The 17,816-nt window shown below is 59.2% G+C and carries 18 protein-coding genes and 2 tRNA genes; 11 read left to right on the top strand and 9 right to left on the bottom strand.

What is annotated here, in order from left to right; all coding sequences use genetic code 11:
* The first annotated feature begins 35 nt into the window (after nucleotides 1–35).
* Complete coding sequence (locus HU727_RS24560) at nucleotides 36–341, top strand: YkgJ family cysteine cluster protein (RefSeq protein WP_186530521.1); 306 nt, start codon at nucleotides 36–38, stop codon at nucleotides 339–341.
* 135 nt (nucleotides 342–476) lie between these two features.
* On the opposite strand, the gene HU727_RS24555 is transcribed toward HU727_RS24560, so the two are convergent.
* From HU727_RS24555 to hemA, 6 genes are all read right to left on the bottom strand, one after another.
* Nucleotides 477–995, bottom strand: a complete 519-nt coding sequence (locus HU727_RS24555; RefSeq protein WP_186530523.1) for an acyloxyacyl hydrolase — start codon at nucleotides 993–995, stop codon at nucleotides 477–479.
* Nucleotides 996–1,105: 110 nt separating this feature from the next.
* The gene (gene murI / locus HU727_RS24550) at nucleotides 1,106–1,897 is read right to left on the bottom strand and encodes a glutamate racemase (protein WP_186530525.1); all 792 of its coding nucleotides are present in this window, start codon (nucleotides 1,895–1,897) and stop codon (nucleotides 1,106–1,108) included.
* On the bottom strand, nucleotides 1,890–2,645 hold the full coding sequence (locus HU727_RS24545; protein WP_186530527.1) for a molybdopterin-synthase adenylyltransferase MoeB: 756 nt from the start codon (nucleotides 2,643–2,645) through the stop codon (nucleotides 1,890–1,892). Before HU727_RS24545 ends, murI begins: the two co-directional genes overlap by 8 nt.
* Entirely contained in the window at nucleotides 2,639–3,469 is an 831-nt protein-coding gene (gene prmC, locus HU727_RS24540) for a peptide chain release factor N(5)-glutamine methyltransferase (protein WP_186530529.1), read from the bottom strand. The genes HU727_RS24545 and prmC overlap by 7 nt, the downstream gene beginning before the upstream one ends.
* Before the next feature lie 4 nt (nucleotides 3,470–3,473).
* Nucleotides 3,474–4,556 carry a peptide chain release factor 1 gene (gene prfA, locus HU727_RS24535; RefSeq protein ID WP_186530531.1) on the bottom strand — a complete coding sequence of 361 codons (1,083 nt, stop codon included), beginning with the start codon at nucleotides 4,554–4,556 and terminating at the stop codon, nucleotides 3,474–3,476.
* Nucleotides 4,553–5,839: a glutamyl-tRNA reductase gene (gene hemA, locus HU727_RS24530; RefSeq protein WP_016773209.1), complete on the bottom strand. Its 1,287-nt coding sequence runs from the start codon at nucleotides 5,837–5,839 to the stop codon at nucleotides 4,553–4,555. The genes prfA and hemA overlap by 4 nt, the downstream gene beginning before the upstream one ends.
* A 182-nt stretch (nucleotides 5,840–6,021) precedes the next feature.
* Here hemA and HU727_RS24525 point away from each other — a divergent pair, with 182 nt between their 5' ends.
* The 8 genes from HU727_RS24525 (at nucleotide 6,022) to ychF (ending at nucleotide 12,944) form a co-directional block, all read left to right on the top strand.
* Entirely contained in the window at nucleotides 6,022–7,746 is a 1,725-nt protein-coding gene (locus tag HU727_RS24525; protein WP_186530533.1) for a tetratricopeptide repeat protein, read from the top strand.
* Between the two features lie 3 nt (nucleotides 7,747–7,749).
* On the top strand, nucleotides 7,750–8,367 hold the full coding sequence (gene lolB, locus HU727_RS24520; RefSeq protein WP_186530535.1) for a lipoprotein insertase outer membrane protein LolB: 618 nt from the start codon (nucleotides 7,750–7,752) through the stop codon (nucleotides 8,365–8,367).
* A gap of 3 nt (nucleotides 8,368–8,370) precedes the next feature.
* Complete coding sequence (gene ispE, locus HU727_RS24515; RefSeq protein ID WP_186530537.1) at nucleotides 8,371–9,222, top strand: 4-(cytidine 5'-diphospho)-2-C-methyl-D-erythritol kinase; 852 nt, start codon at nucleotides 8,371–8,373, stop codon at nucleotides 9,220–9,222.
* A 37-nt stretch (nucleotides 9,223–9,259) separates the two neighbouring features.
* Nucleotides 9,260–9,334 (top strand) — tRNA-Gln (locus tag HU727_RS24510).
* A gap of 45 nt (nucleotides 9,335–9,379) precedes the next feature.
* Nucleotides 9,380–10,321 (top strand): ribose-phosphate pyrophosphokinase, encoded by a 942-nt coding sequence (locus HU727_RS24505; RefSeq protein WP_003171603.1) that lies wholly within the window; start codon nucleotides 9,380–9,382, stop codon nucleotides 10,319–10,321.
* Nucleotides 10,322–10,462: 141 nt separating this feature from the next.
* Complete coding sequence (locus HU727_RS24500) at nucleotides 10,463–11,065, top strand: 50S ribosomal protein L25/general stress protein Ctc (protein WP_186530539.1); 603 nt, start codon at nucleotides 10,463–10,465, stop codon at nucleotides 11,063–11,065.
* 171 nt (nucleotides 11,066–11,236) lie between these two features.
* Nucleotides 11,237–11,821 (top strand): aminoacyl-tRNA hydrolase, encoded by a 585-nt coding sequence (pth, locus tag HU727_RS24495; RefSeq protein WP_186530541.1) that lies wholly within the window; start codon nucleotides 11,237–11,239, stop codon nucleotides 11,819–11,821.
* A 22-nt stretch (nucleotides 11,822–11,843) separates the two neighbouring features.
* A complete protein-coding gene (gene ychF / locus HU727_RS24490) occupies nucleotides 11,844–12,944 on the top strand; it encodes a redox-regulated ATPase YchF (RefSeq protein WP_186530543.1) in 1,101 nt (366 codons plus the stop codon).
* 88 nt (nucleotides 12,945–13,032) lie between these two features.
* Here the strand turns inward: ychF and HU727_RS24485 are convergent, their stop codons facing one another.
* The gene (locus tag HU727_RS24485) at nucleotides 13,033–14,250 is read right to left on the bottom strand and encodes an MFS transporter (RefSeq protein ID WP_186530545.1); all 1,218 of its coding nucleotides are present in this window, start codon (nucleotides 14,248–14,250) and stop codon (nucleotides 13,033–13,035) included.
* Nucleotides 14,251–14,582: 332 nt separating this feature from the next.
* On the opposite strand from HU727_RS24485, the gene HU727_RS24480 reads away from it, so the two are divergent.
* Both HU727_RS24480 and HU727_RS24475 read left to right on the top strand, forming a co-directional pair.
* Complete coding sequence (locus HU727_RS24480; RefSeq protein WP_186530546.1) at nucleotides 14,583–16,640, top strand: methyl-accepting chemotaxis protein; 2,058 nt, start codon at nucleotides 14,583–14,585, stop codon at nucleotides 16,638–16,640.
* A 115-nt stretch (nucleotides 16,641–16,755) separates the two neighbouring features.
* A tRNA-Met gene (locus HU727_RS24475) sits at nucleotides 16,756–16,832 on the top strand.
* 185 nt (nucleotides 16,833–17,017) lie between these two features.
* Here the strand turns inward: HU727_RS24475 and HU727_RS24470 are convergent.
* On the bottom strand, nucleotides 17,018–17,356 hold the full coding sequence (locus HU727_RS24470; protein ID WP_186530548.1) for a helix-turn-helix domain-containing transcriptional regulator: 339 nt from the start codon (nucleotides 17,354–17,356) through the stop codon (nucleotides 17,018–17,020).
* 12 nt (nucleotides 17,357–17,368) lie between these two features.
* Complete coding sequence (locus tag HU727_RS24465) at nucleotides 17,369–17,674, bottom strand: type II toxin-antitoxin system RelE/ParE family toxin (protein ID WP_186530550.1); 306 nt, start codon at nucleotides 17,672–17,674, stop codon at nucleotides 17,369–17,371.
* Nucleotides 17,675–17,816 lie beyond the last annotated feature (142 nt).

Genomic DNA, 17,816 nt, shown 5'->3' with positions numbered 1-17,816 from the left:
CACACCCACAGCAGTCACTGCCTTACACTGGCGCCATGAAAACCATTCCTCATACGCAAATCGACGAACCGGCCGTCACCTGCTCGACGTGCGCGGCGTGCTGCTGCCAGCTCGAAGTGATGCTGATCACTGACACTGGCGTGCCTGATCGCTTTATCGATACTGATGAATGGGGCGGCGAAGTGATGCTGCGCCTGGACGACGGCTGGTGCGCGGCGCTGGATCGCGACAGCATGATGTGCACGATCTACGAACGGCGCCCGCTGATTTGCCGCGAGTTTGAAATGGGCGCGCCGGAATGTATTGAAGAGCGCCAGGGTATTGCGACAGCCTACCGCTGATTTCTTTGACAACGCAGAAACAATTGTGGGAGCGAGCCTGCTCGCGAAGGCGGTGTGTCAGCCACCATTTGAATTGACTGACACTCAGCTTTCGCGAGCAGGCTCGCTCCCACGTTGGTTCCCCGTAGCGGCGTGTTACAGCGGCATCGAGTAATGCAGCGCGTAGCTTTCCACACCGTCGTTGTCGCTGGACAGGCCGGCGTTGGAGTAGTGCGTCGCGCGGATGCCGACTTCGTGGCCGCCGTTGAAGCGCAGGCCAAAACCGATGCGGTCTTCGAACTGAAAAGAGCCGCCCAGTTTGTTGTCTTCGTATTCGGTATTGGAGAACAGCGCCACGCCGATGCCGGCTTCAACGTACGGTTTGACCGACTGACCGGCAAACTCGTAAACGAAGACAGGCGAGAACGACAGGCTGTTATCGCTCGAAGTCTTGTCGCCTTCCCAATAGGTGTAAGCACCGCTCCAGTAGCCGGTCAGGCGACCGACGTCGCTCTGCAGCCAGCTCTTGTCCCAGTCGAAATTCATGCCCAGGCGATACGTCATTGTCGAATCGCTGGTACCGCCGACGGCGAATTCAACGCCAGCGGCTTGTGCAGAAATGCTTTGCCCCATCAGTGCGGCCGCAATCGCGGCCAAGCAGAATAGTCGCTTCACTTTGAAACTTCCTTTTCCGGAACGATCGTTTGGTTTTTAGTGCTGCTGTCGCTATAGAAATCTGCGCTTGGTCAGAAGTTCAGCGTTTTTTTAGTTATTTCACATTTTTTTTACAAGTCGAAGTTTTGCACATTCGACGCAGTTTGGCCCAGCAACGGTAGGATTTTTCTGAAGGATAGCGGATTTGCGCTGGTCCAGAATTTCACAGGCAGGTTTGGGCCGTGAGCGAGCAGATCGCGTTCGCCGAGCAGCCGTTGCAGCTGCCGGGCCACGGCGGCGCCTGTATCGATCAGGCTGATATCATCGGCGATCATCGACTTTAGCAGCGGCTTGAGGAACGGGTAATGCGTGCAGCCCAGAATGATCGTGTCGCAGCCCTGAGCCAGCAACGGTGTCACATAACCGTGCAATAACGCGCGCAGTTCCGGGCTGTGCAGGTCACCGCTTTCAATCAGCTCGACCAGCCCCGGACACGGCTGAGTGATGACCTTCACATCCACCGCAAAACGATCGAGCAACGCGGCAAACTTGGCGCTCTGCAAAGTGCCCGTGGTGGCGAGCACGCCGACCACGCCGCTGCGCGTCGCCGCCGCAGCCGGTTTGACTGCCGGCTCCATGCCTACGATCGGCCAGCCGGGAAAGTCGCGACGCAGATCGGCAACGCCTGCCACGGTTGCCGTGTTGCACGCCAGCACCAGGGCCTTCGCGCCCTGTTCGCGGAAAAACCCGGCCATCACGCTGCAGCGCTGGCGGATGAATTCCGGGGTTTTCTCGCCATAGGGAATATGGCCGCAGTCGGCGACGTACAGCAGTGATTCGTTGGGCAGCAAGCGCTGGATTTCCGCCAGTACCGACAAGCCACCGACACCGGAATCGAACACGCCGATCGGCGCTTCACGCATGGTGCGGGCCACAGACGCTGCACGCCGGATCACGCTTGACGCGCAACTCCCGGAAGCGCGAACCGAGGGCATCAATCAGCAAAAGCCGACCCACCAGCGGTTCGCCGAAGCCGACCAGCATCTTCAAGGCTTCCAGCGCCTGGAGACTGCCCACCAGACCCACCAGTGGCCCGACCACACCGGCTTCGCTGCAGGTCAGCTCGGCTTCGCTACCGTGGCCGTACAGGCAGTGGTAACAAGGGCTTTCGGCACGCCGTGGATCAAACACCGACAACTGCCCTTCCAGACGAATCGCCGCACCGCTGACCAGCGGTTTGCGCGCCAGCACACACGCCGCATTGACCGCCTCGCGGGTGGCAAAATTATCCGAGCAGTCGAGGACCAGATCCACCGCCGCCACCGCTGCGACCAGAGAATCTTCGTCCAGCGCCTGACGATGGGCGATCAGTTGAATCTGCGGATTGATCGCGCCCAGACGCTTGAGCGCCGAATCGACCTTGCTCAGGCCGACGCTGTCGGTGTCGTGAATGATCTGGCGCTGCAGGTTGGTCAGATCGACCGTGTCGAAATCCGCCAGATGCAACTCGCCCACGCCCGCCGCCGCCAGGTACAGCGCCACCGGCGCACCAAGACCGCCGAGGCCGACGATCAATACGCGACTGGCCTTGAGTTTCAATTGCCCGTCGATGTCGATGTGTTGCAGCAGAATCTGCCGACTGTAACGCAGCAATTCCTGATCATTCAGCACGGCAGGCGCCCCAGACTGATGCGTTGATGACCGCCCAGATCGGTGCGGCTATGGACGTCGTCGAAACCGCGACTCAGCAACAGATCACGCACGGCGTCTGCCTGATCATAGCCGTGTTCGAGCATCAGCCAGCCACCGGCTTCAAGATGTTCCGGCGCCTGGGCCACGATCAGCCGCAGGTCGTCGAGGCCGTCTTCACCTGCGACCAAGGCGCTGGCCGGCTCGAAACGTACATCGCCCTCGATCAGATGCGGATCGGCGGCGGCAATGTACGGAGGATTACTGATGATCAGTTGAAAACGCTGCCCGGCCAGCGCGCTGAACCAGTGGCTGCTCAGCACGGTGGCGTTATGCAAATGCAGGCGCTGGCGATTGCGTTCGGCCAATGCGACGGCTTCCAATACACGATCCACCGCCGTGACCTTCCACGTCGGACGTTCGCTGGCCAGGGCCAGGGCAATCGCGCCGCTGCCGGTGCCCAGATCGAGGACTTTGGCCGGCGTCGCCGGGAGCAATTCGAGCGCGGCTTCCACCAGCAATTCGGTGTCCGGGCGCGGGATCAGCGTGTGCGGCGCGACTTCCAGATCCAGCTTCCAGAAGCCTTGCTGACCGAGAATGTACGCCACAGGCTCGCCGCCACGTCGGCGTTGCAGATAGCTGGCAAACGTCAGCGCCGCTTCGCTCGGCACGATGCGCTCGGGCCAGGTGTGCAGGAAACTGCGCGACTTGCCCAATGCGGCGGCCAACAGCAATTCAGCGTCCAGACGCGCAGTGGGCGAGTCCGGCAACTCGGCGGCGCGCAACAGGCTGGCGATGATGGTCATTTATTTATTCACCTATCGCCGCGAGCTGGTCGGCCTGATATTCGGCCAGCAACGGCTCGATGACCGCATCAACGCCACCGGCAAGAATTTCATCCAGCGAATACAGGGTCAGGTTGACGCGGTGGTCGGTGACCCGGCCCTGGGCAAAGTTGTATGTACGGATGCGTTCGGAGCGATCACCGGAACCGACCAGCAACTTGCGCTCGCTGGCAATGGCGTTGGCCGCCGCTGCGGTTTGCTGATCGTTGAGCTTGGCCGACAGCCACGCCATCGCCCGCGCACGGTTCTTGTGCTGGGAACGTTCTTCCTGGCACTCGACGACAGTGCCGGTTGGCAAGTGCGTGATGCGGATCGCCGAGTCGGTCGTGTTGACATGCTGACCACCGGACCCGGAGGAGCGGTAAGTGTCGACGCGCAAATCCGCCGGGTTGATCTCGATGGTTTCCTGCTCGTCAGGCTCGGGCAACACCGCAACGGTGCAGGCCGAGGTGTGGATCCGGCCCTGGGATTCGGTGGCGGGTACACGCTGTACGCGGTGCGCGCCGGATTCGAATTTCAGTTTGCCGTAAACGTTGTCACCTTCAATGCGGGCGATGACTTCTTTATAGCCACCGTGCTCGCCTTCGTTTGCCGACAGGATCTCCACACGCCAGCCACGTCGCTCGGCGTAACGCGAGTACATGCGGAACAAATCGCCAGAGAAGATCGCAGCCTCGTCGCCGCCGGTGCCGGCGCGAATTTCGAGGAACACGTTACGCCCATCGTTGGGATCCTTGGGCAGCAACATGCGTTGCAGGTCGGCTTCCAGCGTGATCAGCGATTCTTTGGCTTCGCGGACTTCTTCCACAGCCATTTCACGCATGTCAGGGTCGTTGTCCTTGAGCAGCGCCTGTGCGCCTTCAAGATCGCTTTGTACCCCGAGCAGCTTTTTATAGGCTTGCACGACCGGCTCAAGTTCGGCGTATTCCTTTGAATAGGCGCGGAATTTGGCCTGATCGGCAATGACTTCGCCGTCGCCGAGCAACGCGGTCAGTTCCTCGAAACGGTCCTGGAGGATGTCCAGCTTGTTGAGCAGTGACGCTTTCATTGCGGTTTTTTATCCGAAAAACTATCCGGTGAGCCCTCAAGGGCAAAGAGTTCCTGGGCCATGGCCAGCGCATCGAGGCGGCCTTCGGCAGACAGCTTTTTCAACTGCACGCTGGGCGCATGCAAGAGTTTGTTGGTCAGACCACGGGCCAGTTGCCCGAGCACGTCTTCTGCGTTGCCGCCGTTGGCCAGCAGCCGCAGGGCTTTTTGCAATTCCTCGTCGCGCAGGCGTTCGCTCTGTTGACGATAAGCCTTGAGCACATCGACCGCCGCCAGTTCGCGCAGGCGCACCATGAAATCGTCGGCGCCGACCGAGACCATTTCTTCCGCTGCTTGGGCAGCGCCCTGACGGCTCTTGAGGTTTTCGGCGACCACTTCGTGTAGATCGTCGACACTGTAGAGGTAAACGTCATCCAGCTCGCCGACTTCCGGCTCGATATCCCGGGGCACGGCGATGTCGACCATGAAAATCGGCTTGTGCTTGCGCAACTTCAGCGCGCTTTCCACCGCGCCCTTGCCGAGGATCGGCAGCTGACTGGCGGTCGAACTGATGACGATGTCGCTGCGCACCAGCTCTGCCGGAATGTCCGAAAGCAGCACCGCGTGTGCGCCAAACTGCTCGGCCAACTGACTGGCGCGCTCCAGCGTGCGGTTGGCGACGACGATGCGCTTGACCCCCAGCTCGTGCAAATGGCGAGCGACCAAAGTAATCGTCTCGCCGGCGCCGATCAGCAGCGCCTGACTGCGTTGCAGGTCACTGAAAATCTGTTTGGCCAGGCTGACGGCGGCAAACGCCACCGACACAGGGTTTTCACCGATGGCGGTATCGGTGCGCACCTGTTTGGCGGCATTGAACGTTGCCTGAAACAGACGCCCCAGCAAAGGACCGATGGTGCCGGCCTCACGCGCCACGGCGTAGGCTGATTTCATCTGGCCGAGAATCTGCGGCTCACCCAGCACCAGCGAATCCAGCCCGGAGGCGACACGCATCATGTGACGAACGGCCGCATCGTCTTCGTGCACATAGGCACTGGCGCGCAGCTCATCCAGGCTCAAATGGTGATAATCGGCCAGCCAGCGCAGCACGACATCCGCCGACAGCTGATCCTGTTCTATATAAAGTTCACTGCGATTGCAGGTGGAGAGGATCGCGGCTTCGCGGCTGTCGGTCAGTCGGCAGAGCTGCTGCAACGCCTCAACCAGCTGCTCAGGGGTAAAGGCCACGCGCTCGCGGACGTCTACTGAAGCAGTCTTGTGGTTAATACCGAGTGCGAGGAAGGCCATTCAAGGTCGCTGATGGTGACGTGAAGCCGGCAATTGTCCTACTTCGAAAGATTCAGAACAACTACCGCTGACTATTGTCCCAATTGTCAGCCCCTATGATGGGCACAATTGAGTCTCGGTTATGTTTGACCGAAAGCTTGTGTCATGATGATCCGACCGCAGGTTAGTCGTCCTCTTCCTATATGAATAGATCCTCCGCGTTGCTCCTCGCTTTTGTCTTTCTCGGCGGCTGCCAGGCCATGGCGCCCGTTGCGCCGGGCAGCACCCCGCCAGTCGAAGACACCACGCCCGCGCCTGAAAAGCCCAAGGTTTACAGCTCGTTCAGCGAGGAAACCGTGTTCAGCCTGCTGAGCGCCGAGCTTGCCGGCCAGCGCAATCGTTTCGACATTGCCCTGGACAACTACGTGACCCAGGCCATCAACACCCAGGACCCGGGCGTCTCCGAACGCGCCTTCCGCATCGCCGAATACCTGGGCGCCGATCAACCAGCGCTGGATACGGCATTGATCTGGGCAAAAAACGCCCCTGACGACCTCGAAGCGCAACGCGCCGCCGCCGTGCAACTGGCCCGCGCCGGGCGCTATGACGACTCTATGGTCTACATGGAAAAAGTCCTGCAGGGTAAGGGCGACACCCATTTCGACTTCCTCGCGCTGTCGGCGGCCGACACCGATCAGGAAACCCGCAACGGTCTGATGAAGAGCTTCGACCGTCTGTTGCAGCGCCATCCGAACAATAATCAGCTGATTTTCGGCAAGGCCTTGCTGTTGCAGCAGGACGGCGACAATCAAGGCGCACTGACCCTGCTCGAGGACAATCCGCCGGAAGATGGCGAGGTTGCTCCGATCCTGCTGCGCGCTCGCCTGCTTCAAGTGTTGAACCGGGGCGATGAAGCACTGCCGCTGCTGCAAAAGAACATCAAGAAGTACCCGGACGACAAACGCCTGCGCCTGACTTATGCCCGCATGCTCGTCGAACAGGACCGGATGGACGACGCCAAGGCCGAGTTCTCCACCCTCGTTCAGCAATACCCGGAAGACGACGAACTGCGTTATTCCCTGGCGCTGGTTTGCCTGGAAGCCAAGGCCTGGGAAGAAGCCAAGGGCTATCTGGAAGACCTGATCGCCCGCGAAAGCCATGTTGATTCGGCGCACCTGAACCTTGGGCGCATCGCCGAAGAACGCAACGATCCGCAAGGCGCACTCATCGAGTACGCGCAAGTCGGCCCGGGCAACGATTACCTGCCAGCGCAACTGCGTCAGGCCGATATTCTGATGAACAACGGCAAGACCGCCGAAGCGCAAAGCAAACTGGCGGCCGAACGTGATGAGCAGCCGGATTACGCCATTCAGCTCTACCTGATCGAATCGGAAACCCTGTCGGCCAACAAACAGGACGACAAGGCCTGGAAAGTCTTGCAGCAAGCCCTGCAGAAATACCCGGACGATCTGAATCTGCTGTACACCCGGGCCATGCTCGCCGAGAAACGTAATGATCTGGCGCAAATGGAAAAAGACCTGCGCCTGATCATCAAGCGCGACCCGGACAACGCCATGGCGCTGAACGCGCTGGGCTACACCTTGTCCGACCGCACGACTCGCTATGCGGAAGCCAAGACACTGATCGAGCAGGCGCACCAGATCAATCCGGAAGACCCGGCCGTGCTCGACAGCCTTGGCTGGGTGAATTACCGCCTTGGCAATCTGGACGAGGCGGAGAAATATCTGCGCCAGGCGCTCGAGCGTTTCCCCGACCACGAAGTCGCCGCACACCTGGGCGAGGTTTTGTGGGCCAAGGGCAACCAGCGAGAAGCCAGACAAATCTGGGGCAAATTCCTCAAGGATCAGCCCGACAGCACCATTTTGCGCAGCACCATCAAGCGCCTGACCGGATCCGAGACTCTCTAAACCATGTTTTTGCGCCACGTTATTGTTTTCAGCTTCATCGCCCTGCTCGCCGGTTGCGCGGGTTTCGGCGCTCGCGAATCAGTCGAAGGTCACGGCAGCCCGGCCCAATGGGCGGCGAATAAACAGCAGTTGACCGGCCTCGACGGCTGGCAAATCGACGGCAAGATTGGCATCCGCGCGCCGAAGGACTCCGGCAGCGGCACGCTGTTCTGGCTGCAACGCCAGGACTACTACGATATTCGCCTGTCGGGCCCACTGGGTCGCGGCGCGGCACGCCTGACCGGGCGTCCGGGCAAAGTGTCACTGGAAGTGGCCAACCAGGGTCGCTACGAATCGCAGTCCCCGGAAGCGCTGCTCGAAGAACAGCTGGGCTGGAAACTGCCGGTGTCGAATCTGGCTTGGTGGGTTCGGGGCCTGCCGGCGCCAGAGAGCAAAAGCCGTTTGAATCTGGACGCCAACAGCCGCCTCGCCAGCCTTGAGCAGGATGGCTGGAAAGTCGAATACACCGCCTACACCGAGCAGAACGGCTATTGGCTGCCCGAACGCATCAAACTGCACGGCACCGATCTCGACGTAACGCTGGTGATCAAGACCTGGCAACCGCGCAAGTTGGGGCAATAACGCATGACCGCTGCACGCCTTACCCTGCCCTCGCCCGCCAAACTCAACCTGATGCTGCACATCCTCGGTCGCCGTGAAGACGGTTATCACGAGTTGCAGACGCTGTTTCAATTTCTCGACTACGGCGATGAAATCACCTTCGCCTTGCGCGACGACGGCGTCATTCAACTGCACACCGAATTTGCAGGCGTACCCCATGACGACAACCTGATCGTGCGCGCGGCGAAAATGCTGCAAGCGCAATCCGGCTGTTCGCTGGGCATTGATATCTGGATCGACAAAGTTCTGCCAATGGGCGGCGGCATTGGCGGCGGCAGTTCGAACGCCGCCACTACCTTGTTGGGTCTCAACCACCTCTGGCAGCTGGGTTGGGACGAAGATCGCCTGGCGGCACTGGGCTTGTCGCTCGGCGCTGACGTCCCGGTTTTCGTCCGTGGCCACGCGGCGTTTGCCGAGGGCGTTGGCGAGAAACTGACCCCGGTGGATCCCGAAGAACCCTGGTATCTGGTGCTCGTGCCGCAAGTCTCTGTAAGTACGACAGAAATTTTTTCCGATCCTTTGTTGACACGTAACACCCCGCCCATTAAAGTGCGCCCCGTTCCCGAGGGAAACAGTCGAAATGACTGCTTGCCGGTGGTTGCAAGGCGTTATCCAGAAGTACGTAACGCGTTGAATTTGTTAGGTAAATTTACCGAAGCAAAACTCACCGGAACTGGAAGTTGTGTGTTTGGGGGCTTCCCAAGCAAAGCTGAAGCTGATAAAGTCTCGGCCCTTCTGACAGAGACCCTTACAGGGTTTGTAGCAAAAGGAAGCAACGTTTCGATGTTGCATCGCAAGCTGCAAAGTCTGCTCTAAAGGAATCAAGTGCCCGGCACTTGAAAGCAACAGATACAGGGGCGTCGCCAAGCGGTAAGGCAGCAGGTTTTGATCCTGCCATGCGTTGGTTCGAATCCAGCCGCCCCTGCCATTTTCCATACTCATCCAGGTTACCCTCAGCCTCTAGGTACTGCGCGTGTCCAAGATGATGGTCTTTACGGGGAACGCTAACCCCGATCTGGCTCGGCGTGTTGTACGTCAGCTGCATATCCCTCTCGGTGACATCTCTGTCGGCAAGTTTTCCGACGGCGAAATTACAGCCGAGATCAATGAAAACGTTCGTGGTAAAGACGTCTTCATTATTCAGCCGACCTGCGCTCCGACGAACGATAACCTGATGGAACTGGTGGTGATGGCTGATGCCTTCCGCCGCTCCTCGGCTACTCGTATCACTGCTGTTATTCCTTATTTTGGTTATGCCCGTCAGGATCGCCGTCCGCGTTCCGCACGTGTGGCTATCAGCGCGAAAGTCGTTGCTGACATGCTCACCGTAGTCGGCATCGACCGTGTTCTCACGGTTGATCTGCATGCTGACCAGATTCAGGGTTTCTTCGATATCCCGGTAGATAACATCTACGGTTCGCCGGTTCTGGTGGACGATATCGAAGACCAGCGCTTCGAAAACCTGATGATTGTTTCCCCTGACATTGGTGGCGTCGTGCGTGCACGTGCCGTTGCCAAGTCCCTGGGCGTGGATCTCGGGATCATCGACAAACGCCGTGAGAAAGCCAATCACTCTGAAGTGATGCATATCATTGGTGATGTCGAAGGGCGTACCTGCATTCTAGTCGATGACATGGTCGATACCGCCGGCACTCTGTGCCATGCGGCCAAGGCCCTGAAAGAGCATGGCGCAGCCAAGGTCTTCGCCTACTGCACACACCCTGTGCTGTCGGGTCGGGCCATCGAGAATATCGAAAATTCCGTGCTGGACGAGCTGGTGGTCACTAACACGATCCCGCTGTCCGCTGCAGCACAAGCCTGTGCGCGTATCCGTCAACTGGATATCGCGCCGGTTGTTGCCGAGGCGGTTCGCCGCATCAGCAATGAAGAATCGATCAGTGCGATGTTCCGTTAAGGGCCCTGCCCTTCTCGAAATGTCTCGTTGACGAAAAGCGCCCCGCCCCGGCATTCCTGTCGGGGCGGGGCTTTTTTGCCCATACCGTGTTCGGCGCTGGTCGCAAACGCCACTCGGTCATGGCTATTTTGGAGATACAAAATGAACGATTTTACTCTGAATGCTGAAGTGCGTTCCGACCTGGGGAAAGGTGCGAGCCGCCGCCTGCGTCGTCTCGCCGCCCTGGTTCCAGCTGTTGTTTACGGTGGCGAAAAAGCCCCTGAATCCATCAGCATGCTGGCCAAAGAAGTTGCCAAACTGCTCGAAAACGAAGCGGCTTACAGCCACATCATCGAGCTGAACGTTGGTGGCAAGAAGCAGAACGTCATCATCAAGGCTCTGCAACGTCACCCGGCCAAAGGCCACGTGATGCACGCTGACTTCGTCCGCGTTGTTGCCGGTCAGAAGCTGACTGCCGTTGTTCCAGTGCACTTCATCAACGAAGCTGCTCCGGTCAAGAAAGGCGGCGAAATCTCGCACGTTATCGCCGAGATCGAAGTTTCCTGCCTGCCGAAAGACCTGCCGGAATTCATCGAAGTCGACCTGGCTGACGCTGAAATCGGCACCATCGTTCACCTGTCGGACCTCAAAGCTCCTAAAGGTGTCGAGTTCGTTGCTCTGGCACACGGCGATGACAAGGCTGTAGCCAACGTCCACGCTCCACGTGTTGCTCCAGAAGCTACCGAAGAAGGCGCAGCAGAGTAATTCACTCTGTGAAGCCGGAGTGATCAAGTAACATCGCGGACTGGAACGTAGCGAGAAAGCGGGCGAGAACGCGGAGTTTACATCCATGGTAAATGAGCATTTTTCGTCCACTTTCGCCGCCTTCCCTGATCGCGGCGATGTTATCCACCACTCCAAGGAAGGGCCCCTATCGTGACTGCCATCAAACTGATCGTTGGCTTGGGAAATCCAGGCGCTGAATACGAACAGACCCGGCATAACGCAGGGGCCCTTTTTGTTGAGCGCATCGCCCACGCACAGAATGTGAATCTTGTGGCCGATCGCAAATATTTCGGCCTGACCGGGCGCTATTCGCATCAGGGTCAGGATGTTCGTCTGCTGATTCCCACCACCTACATGAACCGCAGCGGCCAGGCCGTGGCGGCACTCGCCGGTTTCTTCCGCATCCAGCCTGAAGAAATCCTCGTGGCGCATGACGAACTCGATCTGCCTCCGGGCGTTGCCAAGCTCAAGCAGGGCGGCGGCCATGGCGGTCACAACGGGCTGCGCGACATCATTGCGCAACTGGGCAATCAGAATACGTTCTACCGCCTGCGGCTTGGCATCGGCCACCCGGGCGTCGCCAGTATGGTTTCAAATTTCGTCCTGGGTCGTGCGCCACGCGCCGAACAGGAAAAACTCGATGCCAGCATCGACTTTGCCCTCGGCGTGCTGCCGGATATCCTCGCCGGTGAATGGAACCGCGCGATGAAAAACCTGCACAGCCAGAAGGCCTGACTCTACTCCGAGGGGAAACACCATGGGATTCAATTGCGGCATCGTCGGCCTGCCTAACGTCGGCAAGTCCACCCTGTTCAACGCCCTGACCAAATCCGGTATCGCGGCCGAGAACTTTCCCTTCTGCACCATCGAGCCGAACAGCGGCATCGTGCCGATGCCGGATCCGCGCCTGGAAGCACTGGCGGCCATCGTCAATCCCAAGCGCATCCTGCCGACCACCATGGAATTCGTCGACATCGCAGGCTTGGTTGCCGGCGCTTCGAAAGGTGAAGGCCTGGGCAACAAGTTCCTCGCCAACATCCGTGAGACCGACGCCATCGCTCACGTGGTGCGCTGCTTCGAAGACGACAACGTGATCCACGTATCCAACAGCGTCGATCCGAAACGCGACATCGAAATCATCGACCTTGAGCTGATCTTCGCCGACCTCGACAGCTGCGAGAAGCAACTGCAGAAAGTAGCGCGCAACGCCAAGGGTGGTGACAAGGACGCTGTCGTTCAGAAAGCCCTGCTTGAGCAGCTGATTGCTCACTTCACCGAAGGCAAGCCTGCGCGCAGCCTGATGAAGAACATGAGCAGCGATGAGAAAGCCGTGATCAAGGGCTTCCACCTGCTGACCACCAAACCGGTCATGTACATCGCCAACGTCGCTGAAGACGGTTTCGAGAACAACCCGCACCTGGACGTGGTTCGCGCGATCGCCGAAGAAGAAGGCGCCATGGTGGTTCCGGTCTGCAACAAGATCGAAGCGGAAATCGCCGAGCTTGATGACGGTGAAGAGAAGGACATGTTCCTCGAGGCCCTGGGCCTGGAAGAACCTGGCCTGAACCGCGTGATCCGCGCCGGCTACGAAATGCTGCACCTGCAGACCTACTTCACCGCCGGTGTCGAAGAAGTCCGCGCCTGGACCGTCAAGGTCGGAGCCACCGCACCGCAAGCCGCTGGCGTGATCCACACCGACTTCGAAAAAGGCTTCATTCGCGCCGAAGTCATCGCCTACAACGACTTCATTCAATACAAGGGCGAAGCGGGTACCAAGGAAGCCGGCAAATGGCGTCTGGAAGGCAAGGATTACATCGTCAAGGACGGCGACGTGATGCACTTCCGCTTCAACGTCTAAGCACCACCCGCACAAGAAAAAGCCGCGTTTGATACGCGGCTTTTTTGTGCCTGAAGGGTTGTTAAAAGATCCTCCGACCCTTTTGATCTCAGGCCTTTTTCGTACGCGGCAAGAAAACCGCCAACACGCCAAACAATGGCAAGAACGAACACAAGAAATACACATACTCAATCCCGTGCACATCCGCCAGATGCCCCAGCAACGCGGCACCAATGCCGCCAAAACCAAACATCAAGCCGAAGAAGATCCCGGCAATCATCCCGACGTTGCCTGGCACCAGTTCCTGGGCATACACCACAATCGCCGAAAACGCCGAAGCCAGGATGAAGCCGATCACCACGCTGAGGATGCTCGTCCAGAACAGATCGACATGCGGCAGGATCAGCGTGAAAGGCGCCACGCCAAGGATCGAAAACCAGATCACCGCCTTACGCCCGATCTTGTCGCCAATCGGCCCGCCGAAGAACGTGCCCGCCGCCACCGCGCCCAGAAACAGGAACAGGTGCAACTGCGAACTGGCCACTGACAGGTCGAACTTCTCGATCAGGTAGAAGGTGAAATAGCTGGTGAAACTGGCCATGTAGAAATACTTGGAGAACACCAGCAGACCGAGCACCACCAGTGCACTGGTCACCCGGCCCTTCGACAGGCCGTGGGTCGCCGCCTGGCCGGCCTTGAGCTTGAACAGGTTGAGGTGATTGGCGTACCAGCGGCTGATGCGATACAGCACAAACAGGGCAAACACCGCGAACAGACCAAACCACGCCACATTGCCCTGGCCGAACGGGATGATGATCGCCGCCGCCAGCAACGGGCCGAAAGCGGAGCCAGCGTTACCACCGACCTGAAACGTTGATTGCGCCAGACCAAAGCGCCCGCCCGAAGCCAGTCGCGCCACGCGCGAGGCTTCCGGATGGAACGTCGAGGAGCCGATGCCGATGAGTCCCGCCGCCAGCAGAATCAGCGGGAAGCTGCCGACCACCGACATCATCAGAATACCGATCAAGGTACACACCGTGCCCGCCGGCAGCAGCCAGGGTTTGGGGTGCCGATCGGTGTGATAACCGACCCAAGGCTGCAACAGCGATGCGGTCAGTTGAAAGGTCAAGGTGATCAGCCCGACCTGGGTAAACGTCAGGCCATAGTTGGCCTTGAGCATCGGGTAGATCGACGGTAACACCGACTGGATCAGGTCATTGATCAAGTGCGCCAGCGCCACCGCGCCGATGATGCGCATCACCAGAGGACTGCTTTGGGGAGCAGCGGTCGCCGAGGCAGCGGCGGTCTGAACGTTGCTGATAGCCATGAAAATTTCCGGACAGCAGAGGGGTGCCCGCAGGCAGGTTCGTCAATGTGCCATTTTTCGGTGCGCTCGCGCTATCCCCTTAGCCAGCTAACTAACGGACTGGTCGTCGCCAACAAGATGATAGCGCAACGCCATGGTCTGAATCTTGCCTTGCTTCTCCCCTTGAACACGATCGCCTTACAAAGGCGCTCGACAATGGGAAGTTTCGCTACAGAGCCGGCCCACAGAGCGGGCATGAGTGAACTTTCGAGGCCTTTTAGCGGGCACGGGTCACGATCGAAAGGGTCGCGATGCACGCCAATGGTGCGTGGTGTCCAGAGGAGTCATGAGGCATGCAGGCTTTCCTTTCACCGGGGATCAAATTGCTGGGGCGGTTTGGCTTCGCAGGTAAATTCCAGTTGTTGTTTCTGCTGTTCATTCTGCCGCTGGCGGGCAGCCTGTTGATGATCGGCCATGACTATCGCGAGAAGCTCAGTCTGATCTCCGGCGAACGTGCCGGCGTGCGGCAGTTGCTGGCGCTGGATGCGCTGGACAATCTGCTCGCCGCCCAGCGAGATCGTGCTGCTCGCTGGCGCGCCACGGAAACCAATCGTCAGCCGACACCGGCCACCCTCGCTGCCATGGCTGCGTTCGACGGCGTGCAGCCGGCGGTGCTGCAAGCTTCTACGGATCTGGGCAATGCGCTGAACCAGGAAGGCGCCGAGGGAGAAACCTTCACGCGTTATCAAGCGCTGCAAACCGCGCTCAATGGCCTGGACTCGAAAAGCCTGAGCGGTGTCGGCTGGTGGCCGGACGGTTACGACCGTTTCACCAAAGCCTTGACCGCTCTGCAAGCCTTGCGCGAGCAGATCGTCATGGACAATCGCCTGACGCTCGCACCATGGCTGGAAACGTATCTGCTGACGCAAATCTCCACCCAGCACGCGCCAGATCTGATCGAACGGGTCGGCCGTCTCGCGGCGGTCGGTCAGGCCTCGGTCGTTTCCGGACAATTCACCTTGCAGAGCCGCTTACAGTTGCGCGACCTACGCAGCCGCATCGGCGATGCCCGCGAGCAGTTGGTGAAAACCGCGGGCCTGCTTGAAGCGCGTCTGCCAGCCGATCTGCAATCCTGGGCCGGTCAATACCATGACAGCCTCAAGCATCTGGACAGCGGCCTGAAAGTGCTCGACGACGGCGTGTTCGGCGGCAGCATCAGCCTGAAACCGGACGACTTCGAACGCAGTCTCGACGCATTGCTCTCCGACCTCGCCGCCCTGCGCCAGCAATCGCTGGTGGCGCTGGATCAGCGGCTCCTGGCCTATCACGGCTCGGCAATACGCCAGTTCATTCTCGTCGCTGCGATCTTCGGTTGTTTGTTGCTGGCGGCGTTGTATCTGTTCGTCTGCCTGCAAGCCTCGATCCGCCGCAGCGCCAGCGGCATTACCCTCCTCGCCGAGGCTTTGCGCGATGGCAACCTGAGCCTGCAGGTGCCGGTTGTGGGCCGCGATGAGCTGGCGGCGATCAGCACCGCGCTGAACGTGGCCGTGGTGCAACTGCGCAGCAGCATGCTCGGCGTCGACCATGAGACCTCGCAACTGAGCAACGCGGTGCGCAGCCTCAACGAGCATTCCAGTGGCGCCCTCGGTGAAGTCGAGGCGCAGCAATTGCAGATCAGCCAGATCGCCGCCGCCGCCACGCAATTGGCTGCCACCTCGCAAGGCGTGGCGCAAAGTTGCGAACAAGCGTCCGGTAGCGCCCAGCACACCCAACGCATCGCCGCTGACAGCAGCCGCGACAGCCAACGCACCACGGCGAGCATCCAGCAGCTCAATCAGCGCCTGAACGACACCGCCGCCGCGCTCGGCCGGGTCAGCGAGCAGGGCCAGCAGATTCAGCTGGTGGTCGACACCATTCGCGGCGTCGCTGAGCAGACTAATTTGCTCGCACTCAACGCCGCCATCGAGGCGGCCCGCGCCGGCGAACAGGGTCGCGGCTTTGCCGTGGTTGCCGATGAGGTGCGTAGCCTGTCACAGCGCACGCAGTCGTCCACCGCACAGATTGCCGGCACCGTCGACAGTCTGCGCGCCACGGTCAATGAAGCCGTAAGCCTGATGGAAGCAGCGTGCGGCCAGGCGCAATCGGATGCCGAAGCGGTCACCGGTCTCGGCGAACGCCTGGGGGAAATCGCTAGCGCAGTCCAGAGCGTCACCGACACTCTGGCGCAGATCGCCACGGCGGTTGAAGAGCAGGCGAGCACCGCCGATGAAGTCAGCGGCAATATCCAGCAAGTCGATCAGGCGGCGGTGCGTTTGCTCGAAGGCGCACGGGCGGTAAATCGCGCGGCGGATACGTTAAGTCAAGGAAGCGAGGCCCTGAGCGCCAATACCGCCAGATTCCAGCTGCGCTGATGCCCTCCCCGACCCCGATTTTCGGGGTCGGAGGATAAGCGGTTGAAAATAAGAAGAAATATTTTGGATTTACGCTTGACGCTTTTCCAGTACAGGTGAATAATGCGCGCCACTTGGCTACATAGCTCAGTTGGTTAGAGCATAGCATTCATAATGCTGGGGTCCGGGGTTCAAGTCCCTGTGTAGCCACCAAGTACTAAAAACGGCTTACCGAAAGGTAGGCCGTTTTTTTATGCCTTGAGAAAAGTTGCGCTCTGCTTCACTCGCAATCTACCGCTTACGCCAGCGGATCAATGTCACGCATCCCATCAGGAAAACGCCGCTGGGGAAAATCAGGGAGCCCGACACCGAGCCGGGCCTCTGATTCCCACGTTTGATCACGCTGCTGTGTGTTCCTGGTCATCCTGACTATGAGCGACCACCTTCGACAGACCAAGCCCCACAGCGGACAGCACCTTCAGTAGCGTGGAAAGGCCTGGATTGCCATCTGCTGAAAATTGTCTGTAGAGATTGCCTCTATTGAGTCCGGTTGCGTTGGAGACAGCGGCAAAACCACCTCTTGCTTCAACCACACGTCTCACCGCGGTGAGAAACACAGACTCACCGCCCTCTTCATCAATTTCTTCCAATGCTGCAACGAGATATTCGAGAGCGAAATTCTCGTCCGTGCGCAGCATTTCGAGAACACTGGCCTCGTGATTGCTTACGCTTTTCATTGAGCTACCTCTTCAGCGCCTTCCAGATTCTTTTGATTGATCGATGTCATATTGCTGCCTTTGCTTTGTTCCACCACCCAGCAAAAGTAAAACAAACGTGCCGCAAATGACGTAATACACCCGATACCCGGGGCCATGATCGATACGCAACTCATAGCCTGAATCGCCTACAGGAGCATGATCACCAAAATTGCCAAGAGCGGCCCGATCCACTCTTGTGGTGATACGCGCTTTGGCCCTGGAGTCTCGAAGCGAGTCAAGCCAGCACTGGTACACATCGACACCGTTGTCCGTATGAGCATGCTGCACTTCATACATGCAGTGTACCTTTAAAGGGACAAACTATCAGCTGATAACGTTGATCGTGCGGACTGGGTCGATAGGCCTCGATGGACGCGCACCTCAAGTCTGGGTGATGCCGGGTGCGACTGAAATCAGAATAGAAAACAACAGACTCATC

This window comes from Pseudomonas khorasanensis (assembly GCF_014268505.2).
Classification (GTDB): domain Bacteria; phylum Pseudomonadota; class Gammaproteobacteria; order Pseudomonadales; family Pseudomonadaceae; genus Aquipseudomonas; species Aquipseudomonas khorasanensis.
Note: the sequence above shows the minus strand (reverse complement) of the source record. Positions and strands in the feature narration are given on the sequence as shown.

Bases quoted from the DNA above. Each gene is read 5' to 3' on its own strand.
- HU727_RS24470 (WP_186530548.1), bottom strand. From the start codon at position 17,356: ATGAAAAGCGTAAGCAATCACGAGGCCAGTGTTCTCGAAATGCTGCGC.
- HU727_RS24465 (WP_186530550.1), bottom strand. From the start codon at position 17,674: ATGTATGAAGTGCAGCATGCTCATACGGACAACGGTGTCGATGTGTAC.
- ychF (WP_186530543.1), top strand. From the start codon at position 11,844: ATGGGATTCAATTGCGGCATCGTCGGCCTGCCTAACGTCGGCAAGTCC.
- HU727_RS24560 (WP_186530521.1), top strand. From the start codon at position 36: ATGAAAACCATTCCTCATACGCAAATCGACGAACCGGCCGTCACCTGC.
- prfA (WP_186530531.1), bottom strand. From the start codon at position 4,556: ATGAAAGCGTCACTGCTCAACAAGCTGGACATCCTCCAGGACCGTTTC.
- HU727_RS24525 (WP_186530533.1), top strand. From the start codon at position 6,022: ATGAATAGATCCTCCGCGTTGCTCCTCGCTTTTGTCTTTCTCGGCGGC.
- HU727_RS24485 (WP_186530545.1), bottom strand. From the start codon at position 14,250: ATGGCTATCAGCAACGTTCAGACCGCCGCTGCCTCGGCGACCGCTGCT.
- hemA (WP_016773209.1), bottom strand. From the start codon at position 5,839: ATGGCCTTCCTCGCACTCGGTATTAACCACAAGACTGCTTCAGTAGAC.
- murI (WP_186530525.1), bottom strand. From the start codon at position 1,897: ATGCGTGAAGCGCCGATCGGCGTGTTCGATTCCGGTGTCGGTGGCTTG.
- HU727_RS24480 (WP_186530546.1), top strand. From the start codon at position 14,583: ATGCAGGCTTTCCTTTCACCGGGGATCAAATTGCTGGGGCGGTTTGGC.
- prmC (WP_186530529.1), bottom strand. From the start codon at position 3,469: ATGACCATCATCGCCAGCCTGTTGCGCGCCGCCGAGTTGCCGGACTCG.
- ispE (WP_186530537.1), top strand. From the start codon at position 8,371: ATGACCGCTGCACGCCTTACCCTGCCCTCGCCCGCCAAACTCAACCTG.
- lolB (WP_186530535.1), top strand. From the start codon at position 7,750: ATGTTTTTGCGCCACGTTATTGTTTTCAGCTTCATCGCCCTGCTCGCC.
- HU727_RS24500 (WP_186530539.1), top strand. From the start codon at position 10,463: ATGAACGATTTTACTCTGAATGCTGAAGTGCGTTCCGACCTGGGGAAA.